Origin of the sequence: Salinispora oceanensis (assembly GCF_000383575.1) — a bacterium.
Taxonomy (GTDB): domain Bacteria; phylum Actinomycetota; class Actinomycetes; order Mycobacteriales; family Micromonosporaceae; genus Micromonospora; species Micromonospora oceanensis.
The window spans coordinates 2,922,511-2,934,327 of the sequence record NZ_KB911579.1 but is presented as its reverse complement, the minus strand read 5'-3'; the positions used below and the strand labels follow the sequence as shown (position 1 = coordinate 2,934,327).

Below are 11,817 nucleotides of genomic sequence, written 5' to 3'. Positions count from 1 at the left end.
CCCGCACGTCAATCAGGCCCGGGCGACAGCCCGGGAGCGGCGCATGGTCAGCACGTACTCGACAAGCGAAATCAGTACGTGCTTCGTGGACTCTCGGTTGCGGGCATCACATGGCACCACCGGCACGTCGCTGGAGATCGCCAGCGCATCCCGCACCTCCTGCGGGTTGTGGTACTGCATCCCATCGAAGCAGTTGATGGCCACCAGGTAAGGCAACCGCCGGTGCTCAAAGAAGTCGATCGCCGCGAAGCAGTCAGCGAGTCGACGGGTGTCGACCAGGACAACCGCGCCGATGGCGCCACGGACCAATTCGTCCCACATGAACCAGAACCGAGTCTGGCCGGGCGTACCGAACAGGTACAGAATCAGGTCTCGGTCGATACTGATCCGGCCAAAGTCCATGGCCACCGTGGTCGTCGACTTCCCCGGCACCTGCCGGTTGTCGTCAACGCCCACGCTCGCGGAGGTCATGACCGCCTCCGTTGTCAGCGGCGTGATCTCCGAGACCGAGCCGACCAGCGTCGTCTTACCGACGCCGAATCCACCGGCAATGACGATCTTCGCTGATGTCACGCGGCCGCTCGAGGTCGGCGGACGCGCCACGTCAGAGCCTGCGAAGTCCACTCAGCACCCTTTCCAGCAGTTCAGTGCCCACCACGTCGTCCGAGTCGTCCAGAATGGTCGGCTCATGGACCGCAACCAGGCCATCTGTCGCCATATCGGCGATGAGCACCCGGGCCACCCCGAGCGGAAGCTGCATCCGCGCCGCGATCTCGGCTAGCGACTGCACACGTCCATCACAGAGCGCGGCGATGTACTGGTGCTCACGGCCGTGTCCGCCGTTGCCGCTGGCAACAGCCCGCCCGCGCACCGTTGTCTCGATCAGCGCTTCCATCGCGATGTCGAGCCGGGGACGGGTGCGACCCCGGGTCACGGCGTACGGACGGACCAACGCGCCGGTCGGTTCGTCATCATGATCAGTCATGTCGCCGCTCACCTCCTTCGCACCCGGAACCGGCCGGCGCGGGCCGGTCCCCTTGTTGTTGTCCTTGCCCCGCCGACCACCCGGTCAGCGAAACATCAGCCCGGCATGCCTGCAGCCGCACGCGGCTGCGGGGTCAACGCATCACCCACCCGGTCAACCAGGAGGGCCATCTCGTACCCGACCTGCCCCACGTCAGAGTTGCGGGCGGCGAGCACGGCAAACGACGAGCCGTCCGAGATCGACATCAGGAAGAGAAAGCCGTTGTCCATCTCTACCACGGTCTGGAGAACGGCACCGCCCTCAAAGCAGCGGGCTGCTCCCTGGGTCAGGCTGACCAGGCCGGATGCGATGGCAGCCAGTTGGTCGGCCCGGTCCCGCGGAAGGTCCCGTGAGGCCGCGAGGAGCAGGCCGTCCGCCGACACGGCGACCGCATGCGCGACTCCCGGCACCCGATCGGCGAAGTTGGCGAGAAGCCAGCCGAGGTCCTGCGTAGTAGTCATCCTTCTTGCTCCTTCTGCCCGCTCCCGGCCATTGGGCCTGAGCCAGATTGCGAGGACTGCCCACCCGGATTCCCCTCCGGGCTGCTCCGGTTGCTGTCCGAAGGGTTCTTGCGCCCCCGCTGGACCCCACGGTGATACGCGGAGAGCAGCCCTCGGACCGACTCGGGCGTGCGACGCTGAACCGCCGCCGACGGCTTCTCCACCGCGCCCGGTACCAGCTGCGCCATCGGCGTGCGCTTCGGCAGGCCAGTCGAGGTGGTCGCCCCCACCGGTACGTCGCTGGCCGCGGTAGCGGCCCGCCAACCATCATCGGCGGCGGTGCTCCAGCCTTCACCCGTTCTTCCCCGCCGCTGGGTGAACCCGCCCGTGGGGAGTGTGCCCCCGTTTGCTGTCGTGCCGTTCTGACGCGACGTACCACCGGTCGTCGGGGTTTCTGCCATTGGTGTGTTACCTGTCGTTGCGGGTGGTGTCTGCTGCTGCCTGTCCGCATCCATCCTGGCGAACTGCTGGGTCGCGGCACCACCCGACCCCTTGGCACCGCCGCCCCCGGCAGCGTCGGGGCCCTTGGCTGCCTCCTCTGGGCCGGGTCGTCGGGTCCGGAACCAAGCCGATTCCAGTTCCCGGAAGATCGGCAGCTCCATCGTCGCGTCAGCCGGCGGCTGCTGCTGGCTCTGAGCCGGTGCGGTCGGCGGTGTGGTTGGCATCGCCGGCGCCGCAGTCGGCTGGGGACCCGGGACCGGAGCGGCGGGGCCGGCCGACGTGGGAGCGGCGGGGTACGCGGCGGGCGGAGGGCCGGCCGGACCTGCCACCCGGGGCAACTCGGTGGTCAGGTCTGGGGCTACGGGAGCCCGTTCGGGGGCTGGGGCAGCGGCGGCGTCTCCGGCGGCACCGGGCACCGGTGGCCACACCGGTGGGGCGGCGCTACCCGGGGACGTGGTGGTCGGACGCTGCGGCAACGGCGCCGCGAACGGTTGCCCGGAGGCCGGTGCCGCGGAGGTCGGGGTACCCGACACCGGCGACGCGGAGGTGGGCATGCCAGCGGCTGGTGGGCCGGAATCCGACCGCCCGGGGTACGGAGTCGGCGGCGCGGCGTACGGCTGGGCCTCTGGGCTACTCGGCAGCTGTCGCGGAATCCCCGGCTGCTGCCCGGCGATCTCCGACCCACCCGAGGAGTGCCGTTGCGGCAACGCGCCATTCGGCTGCCCGTTGGTGTGGGACGCACCGCCGGTGGTGGCGCTGTTCGCACCGGTGAGATCGGACCACGCCGGCATCGCCTGCGGCGAGACCGAGGGCGTACCCGCACCGTTGCTGTGGGCTGGGTCGAAGGGCCGACCACCCAGCGTTACCTGGTTGCCCGACTCACCCGGACGGGGGCCGGAGAGGGAACCACTCGCTGCGGGAGGTGCCTCGAAAGAGGCCGTCGACCTGGTGTTCGCCATTGGTGGCAGGCCGGGGGGCAGCTGTGGCCCGGCGGCGAGCGCCCGGGGCACCAGCACGCCAGCTGGAAGGCTCACCTCCGCGACGGCTCCCCGATCGGCGCCAGGGCGCAGCTCCACCCGGACCCCGTGCCGAGACGCCAGCCGGGCAACCACGACCAGGCCCATCATCCGAGAAACCGCTACGTCCACCTGCGGCGGGGTGGCGAGCTTCTCGTTCAGTTCCCGTAGCTGTTCGGGGCTGATGCCGATACCACGGTCCTCCACATAGAGGGAGGCGCGGTCACCGACCCGGCGGGCCTCCACGACGACCTGCGACTCGGGCGGCGAGAACGCCGTCGCGTTGTCGAACAGCTCGGCGACGAGGTGCACCAGGTCGTTGACGGCGGCGGCCGCGACTTCGATGTCGCGATCGATGACGCCGAACTCGATCCGCGTGTAGTGCTCCACCTCGGACTGGGCGGCCCGAAGTACGTCAATCAGGGCGGCCGGCTCCCGCTGCACACGGGTGGAGTCCGCGGCGGCGAGGACCAGCAGGTTCTCGTCGTTACGGCGCATCCGGGTGGCGAGGTGGTCGAGCTGGAATAGCTCAGCCAGCCGGTCCGGGTCTTCCTCGCCCCGTTCGAGTCGGTCGAGTTGGCCGATGAGTCGGTCGACCAGGATCTGCGACCGGCGGGCGAGGTTGACGAACATGGTCGCCACGGAAGCCCGCAGGGCGGCCTGCTCCGCCGCGGTACGCACCGCCTCCAGGTGGACCGCGTTGAACGCCTCGGTCACCTGGCCGAACTCATCCTTGCTACGCACCGGCAGCGGCTCGGCGATCCGGCTGGCGAGCTGCACCGGAGTTTGCTGGCCGCCGGCGCTCTGCGTCTCCCGTAGTCGGGCGACGGCCTGCGGCAGCCCGTGCTCGGCGATCATGAATGCGCCCTGCCGCAGGTCACGCAGCGCCCGCGCCATCGACCGAGCGACCAGGTAGGCGAAGAGAATGGCGAGCAGCAGCATGCTGAGCAGCAGCCCGGTCTCCAGGAACACCTGGAGCTGCACGGCCGACCGGAGTTCGTCCGCGAGCTGGACGGCGTCTCTGTCGATCTTCGCCTCCACCTCCCGGACCAGGGCGGCGTACGCGACCATCGCGTTATCCCACTGGTCGGGTGTGAAGCCGGCGCTCGTCAGGTTCCTGGCATCGGAGAGGCCGCGCAGATTGCTGTTGTAGGAGTCCGCCTCGCGGGCGTCGGGACCGGCGACCGTTTGGTCGTACAGCTCCTGGTCAGCACGGTCGGCAACGGCAGCGAAAGTCTCCAGCCACTGTCGCTGACCGGTCCAGGTGAAGATGTAGGTGTTCCGAAGCTCGGGGGTGAGCTGCTGCCGGCTGAGGGCGATGTGCACCACGTCCCGCTGCTGGGACAGGTACTCCTTGTTCCGGGTCAGGGCGGTCGCGGCCCGCATCCGGTCGCTCAGCTCGGAGTCGCCGGCCAGCTGGGTGGCCGAATCCCGCACGTTGATCAGGTCGGCGAGCAGGGCGTCGTACTGCTGCTGCGCCTGGGTGATGCTGAGCCGACCGTTGAGCACCTGGCTTCGCGTTCCGGGCAGGTCGGTGAGGGTCTGATCGATGAAGCGGAGCTGGTTCTCCAGCGTGCTGGGCAGGTCCTCAACCTCGCTCCGCCGCTCGGCGTACGGTTCCTTCGCCCGCTCAACGCGGGCGGACACCTCCTCATACGCCGCGCTGCGCTCCTCCTGCTGCGCCGGCTGATCCTCGCCGAGCAGCCGGATCGCTTCCGTCCGCTCGTCCTGCAGCTGGCTGACCAGGTCACCCGAGTAGGCGACCAGGCTGGCGAGGTCGCCGGAGCGATTGGCATTGTTGAGTTCCTGCAGGTGGTCAACGATGCCACTGGTACCCACGACGACCGTTGCGACGGTCGGCACGATCAAGATGAGACCGAGCTTGGACCAGATCGGCAGGTCGCGAAGCCGACCTGCAGGCCGGCGCAGACGCGACAGGAGAGAACCTGCCTTCTTCGGTCGTTTGCTCACGTCACCGCCTCGCGATTGCAGCCTGCTCGTTGCCCGCGGGCAACACTGGGTGACCCACCCACTGGGTCGGACCATCCGAGATTCCACCACGCCGCCCCGGAAAGAGAAAGCCCGGCCCGGGCCGAACCCCGGACGTGGTGAGATGTTTTGACGATTCGGTCGCTTTGAGTACGACCAGGATTACCCAATGCAATGAGCGGCCCTCCGCGCCGTCCGGTTAGGCAACCCTCCGGCCGACGAAAGTCGCATATAGCTCGATGAAACGGACTTCCCGACTGTATGTACATGACGGGTGCGCGCTACTCCGCGCACCCGCTGCAGTTACCACGGAAAACCACGTTGACAGGGCGGCGCCGACCCCGCGCGCGCTGACACGACAGAGGGGGACGGCGCTCCAGCCCCGCACCGGCCGAGTCGGCCGGGCATTATAGGCAATCGACTGCGAATTTTGTACAGTCATTCAGACAAAAAAGGTCGCCAGCCCGCTACTCTTTCTCGCCGAACGGGTGTTGTTGGCGGAGGTTACGCGCATCGCCAGCGGTGGAGTCCCCTACTCGTGAGTAGGGGACTCAACCTTACTGCCGCTCCGCGCCGGCCAACAGTCGCCCGTACGCCGGCTTGATCACCTCGTCGATTATCTGCAGTCGTTGGTCAAACGGGATGAAGGCGCTCTTCATGGCGTTGATCGTCAGCCACTGCAGTTCCCGCCAGCCGTAACCGAACGCGTCCACCAGCAAGGACATCTCCCGGGACATCGAGGTGCCGCTCATCAACCGGTTGTCGGTGTTGACGGTGACCCGGAACCGCAGATCCCGCAGCAGCCCGATCGGGTGGTCGGCGATCGACGGGGCCGCCCCGGTCTGCACGTTCGACGAGGGGCACAGCTCCAACGGAATGCGCTTGTCGCGCACGTAGGCGGCCAGCCGGCCGAGCACCGGCTCCGATCCGGGCGTGATGTCATCCACGATCCGCACGCCGTGGCCGAGCCGATCCGCTCCGCACCACTGGATGGCCTGCCAAATCGACGGCAGCCCGAACGCCTCACCAGCGTGGATCGTGAAGTGGAAGTTCTCCCGCTGCAGGTACTCGAAGGCGTCCAGGTGCCGGGTGGGCGGGAAACCAGCCTCAGCACCGGCGATGTCGAAGCCCACGACGCCGACGTCCCGGTGCCGCACGGCCAGCTCGGCGATCTCCTGCGACCGGGCGGCGTGCCGCATGGCAGTCAGCAGCGTGCCGACCCGAATCGGCGTGCCTTGCGCCGCGGCGAGGTCACTGCCCTCAACGAAGCCGGCGATCACCGCCGCAACCACCTCGTCCAGACTGAGGCCCCGCTCCAGGTGCAGCTCCGGCGCGAACCGGACCTCCGCGTAGACGACGCCGTCGGTCGCCAGGTCCAGCGCGCACTCCCGGGCCACCCGCCGCAGCGCCGAAGCCGTCTGCATGACCTGAACGGTGTGCGCGAAGGTCTCCAGATACCGCTCCAACGAGCCGGAGCTGGCTGCGTCAACGAACCAGTGGCCCAACGCCTCCGGGTCGGTCGTCGGCAACTCGTGCCCCACCTCGGCGGCCAGCTCGACGACCGTCGCTGGTCGCAGGCCGCCGTCGAGGTGATCGTGCAGCAGCGCCTTGGGAACCTGGACGATGTCCTCGTACCGGATAGTCGCAACCATGTTCAGACCCTAGTCGGCACCGGCGTCTGCACAGCGTCAGACCCGTTGGCGCGTTGCTCGGGTCACGCCCGCCAGCCGGGCGCGGCAGTGCTCGACGCGGTGACCGGGTCGATAGGATGCCGGTTCCCCGGGCGACCGCCCGGCTCACCACCGACCGGCCGGAGCCCGACATGGATCCCCGCATCCGCCACCGGCTGCGCTGCCCGATCTGCGCCCTTCCGCTGGCCGAGGCGACCGCAGGCACCACCCAGACGCTGGCCTGTCCGCGCCGACACAGCTTCGACGTGGCCCGACAGGGCTATGTAAACCTCCTGGCCGGCCGGACACCACACGTCGGGGACACCAGCGAGATGGTCGCCGCCCGCGCCGACTTCCTCGCCGCCGGACACTACGACCTGATCTCCCGGGCACTGGCCGGAGCGGCCGCAGTCGCCGCCGCCCGCCACCGCGCCGCGCACCCCCAGCCCGGGGCGAGCGCCGCGGCGTACCCCCTGGTAGTTGAGCCCGGTGCCGGCACCGGGCGGCATCTCGCCGCGGTGCTGGCAGCGCTGCCGGATGCCGTCGGCCTGGCCCTGGACGTGTCGAAGCCGGCGCTTCGCCGCGCGGCCCGCGCGCATGACCGAGCCGGGGCGGCACTGGCCGACACCTGGCAGCAGCTGCCCCTGCCCGACGAGTCGGTCGCCGTGTTGTTGAACGTCTTCGCCCCGCGCAACGGAGCGGAGTTTCACCGGGTCCTCGATCCGGCCGGGGCGTTGCTGGTCGTCACGCCGGCCGCCGACCACCTCACCGAGTTGGTCGGCGCACTCGGCCTGCTCCGGGTGGATCCGGCGAAGCCCGACCGGGTCGCCGGGCACCTCGGAAAGCGCTTCGCCACCGAGTCGGAGACCGAACACCGCACCCGGCTGACGTTGACCCGCCCAGAGATCGCCGCTCTGGTCGGGATGGGACCCAGCGCCTGGCACACCGACCCGGACGGGCTCACCGAACGGATCGCCGCCCTGCCCGAACCGGTCGAGGTGACCGTGGCCGTCCGGCTCGGCGTCCACGGCCGCCGTTAGGTGGAGAGATCCACCTCTTCCCAGCCGGCGGGCTCGTCGTGGTAGGGGCCCCGGAGGACCACCGCCCACTCCAGTGCCCACCGACGCTGCCCGATCGCATTGGCGTCCACCAGGCCGGGCGGTGTTCGGTGGGCATGCTCCACCTCGAGATAGGCCCAGTCCAGGCAGTAGTGCAGGTCGAGCAGGGCTGCCGCGTCCGCCGGATGCCGGGGGGCGGTGAGGGTTCGGGACCGCCAGTGCCGGACCGTCTCGCCAGCCAGTATGTTCGGCAGCCGCTCCACCAGCCGCTCGTCCACCGGCAGTGTCGGGTCCAGCTGCCGGGTTAGGCCGAGCACCCAGGCCAGGGCGTACAACGCGTCATAGTGCAACACGAACGAACGGTGGTCACCCTTGCCGCCGGTGACGAACTGCCACTCCGGCGGGGTGACTGTCTCCACCAGATGCGAGGCGAGCAGCCAACTCATCGCGGCCTGTGGCGGCATCCCGAAACAGCGGGCCAGAATGAGGTGCAGCACCGCGACCCGCGTCTCGAGCTCGCCGGTCGGGCGCAGCTCGATCTCGTCGCCGGGCTCCCACACCAGTGGAAAGTGCTCCGGGGGCAGTGGCAGGCCCAGCCGAGACAACTCCTCCAGGCTGGCCGCACGCACCATTCGGGGGTTTGGGGCAGGTACCGCCACGACGGTCATCCTCGTCTATCTGGACTGACTGGCCGGATCATCCTCCTGGCCAGGCAGGATAGCCCTCCACTGCGGGGAACGGAACGGACGGTCAGCTGATTCGCTCGAGCACCAGCGGCTGCTGTTCCGGCGCGGACGCGGCGATCCGTACCGCCCGCACCGCCTCGGACCGGGCCGCCGGGATCCGGTCGGCCTCCTCGGCCCGCAGCTCAAAGAGGGGCTCACCAGCCCGGACCGGATCACCGGGACGCTTGTGCAGCAGGACTCCCGCCGGCGCGGACACCGCGTCTTCCTTGCGGGCCCGTCCGGCACCGAGCCGCCACGCAGCCAACCCCATCCCGTACGCGTCGACCTGGGCCACCACACCGCTCTCCTCAGCGCGGACCACCTCGACCTCCGGCGCGGTGGGCAGCGGGGCGTCCGGGTCCCCGCCCTGGGCCCGGAGCATCGCCCGCCAGGCGTCCATCGCCCGACCGTCGCGCAACGCCGCCGCCGGATCGGCGTCCGGTAGCCCGGCCGCGTCCAGCATCTCGCGGGCCAGGGCCAGGGTCAGCTCCACCACGTCGGCCGGACCGCCGCCCGCCAGCACCTCCACGGACTCGGTCACCTCGACCGCGTTGCCGATGGCCAGCCCCAGGGGGGTGGACATGTCGGTCAGCAGGGCGACCGTGCGAACGCCCTGCGCACCACCGAGCTCGACCATGGTGCGGGCCAGCTGCCGGGCCTGGTCGACCGACTTCATGAACGCACCCGAGCCGACCTTGACGTCCAGCACCAGCGCGCCGGTCCCCTCAGCGATCTTCTTGCTCATGATCGAGCTGGCGATCAGCGGGATGGCCTCCACGGTGCCGGTCACGTCCCGCAACGCGTACAGCTTGCGGTCGGCCGGCGCGAGACCGGCACCGGCCGCGCAGATCACCGCGCCGACGTCGCGGAGCTGGGCGAGGAACTCCTCGTTGCCCAGCGATGCCCGCCAGCCCGGAATGGACTCCAGCTTGTCCAGCGTGCCGCCGGTGTGCCCGAGGCCCCGGCCGCTCAGCTGCGGTACCGCCGCACCACAGGCCGCCACCAACGGAGTCAACGGCAGGGTGATCTTGTCTCCGACACCGCCGGTCGAGTGCTTGTCGACCGTCGGCCGGGCGACCGTCGAGAGGTCCAGCCGTTCCCCGCTGGAGATCATCGCCGCGGTCCACCGGGCGATCTCCGGCGTGGTCATCCCGTTCAGCAGGATCGCCATCGCGAGCGCGGCCATCTGCTCGTCCGCCACCTGGCCCCGGGTGTAGGCGTCCACCACCCAGTCAACCTGTGCATCGGAGAGGACCGCGCCGTCCCGCTTGGCCCGAATGACATCAACCGCCGTAAAATCCGCCATGAACTAACCCTCTCCCCCACGTTCTCAGCCCGGGCTGCCACCCGCACGCTCCGATGTGTCCCGCCGTCGGTCGACCCTCGACCCGTACGCTCAGCCCGGCCACCGGATCGGGATCTCCAACGGCGGCTCGCCCTCACCCGCCCAGAAGATCGTGCCAGCCGCGTCCACCACCACAACCCGGGGTACCCGGGCCAGCCCCCAGGTGATCGCCTCCGCTGGATCGTCCCAGCTCGGCCCCTCCTCGAGAACGCCGGTGTCGCCGTCGCCGGCCTCCCCCGCCGAGCGTTCCCAATACGCCGTCCACACCTGCTGCCCCGCCGACAGGTCCGGGTGCACGAAGACCGTCCCGCGCCCCCGCCAGGCAGCCAGCCGCTCCGGCACTACCGGAACCGGGTCCGTCCCGGTCACCGCCTCCAGGTCCGCCACGTCGAAGGCGTGCGGCAGCAGCTCGGCCATCCGCAGCGCTCCGCTCTTAACCTCGATCAGGCACTCCGGGCCGCCGTGTTCCCAGAGCAGCTGCCGGCACCGCCCGCACGGCATCAGCGGCTCCCCGGTGGCGTCAACGCAGGAGAGCGCGACGATCCTCCCACCACCGGTGGCGTGCAGCGAAGAGATCACCCCGCACTCGGCGCAGAGCGCCATGCCGTACGACGCGTTCTCCACGTTGCAGCCGACCACGATGCGGCCATCATCAACCAGGGCGGCCGCCCCTACCGGAAACTTCGAGTACGGCACGTACGCGTGCCGCATCACCTCGGTCGCGGCGGCGCGCAGTCGCCCCCAGTCGAGCTCCATCTGGTATCCCCATCAACCCTTGATGTACGGCTTTCCATCGGCGGCCGGCGCCCGGACCCTACCCACCAGCCCCGCCACCGCCAGGATCGTCGCCAGGTACGGCAGCATCGCCAGGAACTGACTCGGAATGGCGCTGTTGATCGCGCTCAGGTAGGTGGCGAGCTGGTCGGCGAAGCCGAAGAAGAGCGCCGCGAGCAGCGCGCCGGTCGGGCTCCACCGGCCGAAGATCAGCGCCGCCAGGGCGATGAAGCCCTTGCCACCGATCATGTTCTTGGTGAACGAGAAGAGGGCGAGCGTGTATGACGCACCACCGATGCCGGCGACCGCCCCCGCCAGCAGCACGTTGCGGTAGCGCAGTCGCAGCACCCGGACGCCGAGGGTGTCGGCGGCGGTCGGATGCTCACCGACCGAACGGGTACGCAGGCCCCACCGGGTACGGAACAGGCCGATGTGAATCACCAGGACCAGGAGAAGGCCCAGGTAGAGGAAGATGTTGCCGGCGAACAGCGCCGGCCCGAGCACCGGGATCTCCGACAGCAGCGGAATTTCCCAGTTGCTGAAGTGCGGGGCGCTGTTGTACTTCGCCGGGTCGGGCTGCATCAGCCGCTCGTAGAGGAAGCCGGTGATGCCCACCGCGAGCAGGTTCAGCACGATCCCCATGACCACCTGGTCCACCAGGTAGCGGATGGCGAAGACCGCCAGCAGCAGCGAGATGAAGGTGCCGCCGACCGCCGCGGCGACCAGGCCCACCCAGAGGTTGCCGCTGAGGCTGCCGAAGAGGGCACCGCTGAAGGCCCCCATCAGTAGCTGACCCTCGATGGCCACGTTGACCACGCCGGAGCGTTCGCAGAGCACGCCGGCCAGCGCACCGAAGATCAGCGGAAGAGCCAGGATGAAGGTGCCCCGGACGATGTTGACCAGGGGCATGAAGTTCTGCCCGGCCGGCGCGGTGGAGACCTGCCAGCAGAGGAAGCTCACCACGAAGCCGACCAGGCCGACACCGAGCACGAGGGTGAACCAGCGCTTCGGCAGCCCGGCCAGAATCGCCACACCGGCGGCGAGGGCGACCACCCCGAAGAGGGCCGCGCCGACCGTTCCGTTGATCTTCAACGCGGCGCCGCTGGCATCCTCGCTGAGGGTGAACCGGGCCGGCTCACTGGCGGCGAGCGTGGTGAAGAGCAGCACCGCCAGCAGGCCGAGCGCGGTCAGCACCAGGCCGGTCTTCCGGGCCCGGGTCCAGAACCCCTCGTTGACCGGGGCGACCGCGACGTCGTCAACAGCCATGGTGGACAT

10 protein-coding genes are annotated in these 11,817 nt (G+C 69.7%); 1 reads left to right on the top strand and 9 read right to left on the bottom strand.

The features are described from left to right. Positions 1–12: 12 nt before the first annotated feature. From SALPAC4_RS0113775 to SALPAC4_RS0113755, 5 genes are all read right to left on the bottom strand, one after another. Positions 13–603 carry a GTP-binding protein gene (locus SALPAC4_RS0113775; protein ID WP_026271447.1) on the bottom strand — a complete coding sequence of 197 codons (591 nt, stop codon included), beginning with the start codon at positions 601–603 and terminating at the stop codon, positions 13–15. Position 604: 1 nt separating this feature from the next. Continuing rightward, the gene (locus SALPAC4_RS0113770; RefSeq protein WP_019870819.1) at positions 605–985 is read right to left on the bottom strand and encodes a DUF742 domain-containing protein; all 381 of its coding nucleotides are present in this window, start codon (positions 983–985) and stop codon (positions 605–607) included. Positions 986–1,080: 95 nt separating this feature from the next. Next, complete coding sequence (locus SALPAC4_RS0113765) at positions 1,081–1,485, bottom strand: roadblock/LC7 domain-containing protein (protein ID WP_011904728.1); 405 nt, start codon at positions 1,483–1,485, stop codon at positions 1,081–1,083. Continuing rightward, on the bottom strand, positions 1,482–4,952 hold the full coding sequence (locus SALPAC4_RS0113760) for a sensor histidine kinase (protein WP_019870818.1): 3,471 nt from the start codon (positions 4,950–4,952) through the stop codon (positions 1,482–1,484). Before SALPAC4_RS0113760 ends, SALPAC4_RS0113765 begins: the two co-directional genes overlap by 4 nt. A gap of 575 nt (positions 4,953–5,527) precedes the next feature. Beyond that, on the bottom strand, positions 5,528–6,622 hold the full coding sequence (locus SALPAC4_RS0113755) for an adenosine deaminase (RefSeq protein ID WP_019870817.1): 1,095 nt from the start codon (positions 6,620–6,622) through the stop codon (positions 5,528–5,530). A gap of 170 nt (positions 6,623–6,792) precedes the next feature. On the opposite strand from SALPAC4_RS0113755, the gene SALPAC4_RS0113750 reads away from it, so the two are divergent. Next, on the top strand, positions 6,793–7,680 hold the full coding sequence (locus SALPAC4_RS0113750) for a putative RNA methyltransferase (protein WP_027644506.1): 888 nt from the start codon (positions 6,793–6,795) through the stop codon (positions 7,678–7,680). Here the strand turns inward: SALPAC4_RS0113750 and SALPAC4_RS0113745 are convergent. The 4 genes from SALPAC4_RS0113745 to SALPAC4_RS0113730 form a co-directional block, all read right to left on the bottom strand. After that, a complete protein-coding gene (locus SALPAC4_RS0113745) occupies positions 7,677–8,330 on the bottom strand; it encodes a DUF4272 domain-containing protein (protein ID WP_019870815.1) in 654 nt (217 codons plus the stop codon). The two genes, SALPAC4_RS0113750 and SALPAC4_RS0113745, sit on opposite strands and share 4 nt — an antisense overlap. A 118-nt stretch (positions 8,331–8,448) precedes the next feature. Continuing rightward, complete coding sequence (locus SALPAC4_RS0113740) at positions 8,449–9,729, bottom strand: thymidine phosphorylase (protein WP_019870814.1); 1,281 nt, start codon at positions 9,727–9,729, stop codon at positions 8,449–8,451. Between the two features lie 90 nt (positions 9,730–9,819). Then, on the bottom strand, positions 9,820–10,524 hold the full coding sequence (locus tag SALPAC4_RS0113735) for a cytidine deaminase (protein WP_019870813.1): 705 nt from the start codon (positions 10,522–10,524) through the stop codon (positions 9,820–9,822). A gap of 12 nt (positions 10,525–10,536) precedes the next feature. Beyond that, positions 10,537–11,817: an ABC transporter permease gene (locus tag SALPAC4_RS0113730; protein WP_019870812.1), complete on the bottom strand. Its 1,281-nt coding sequence runs from the start codon at positions 11,815–11,817 to the stop codon at positions 10,537–10,539.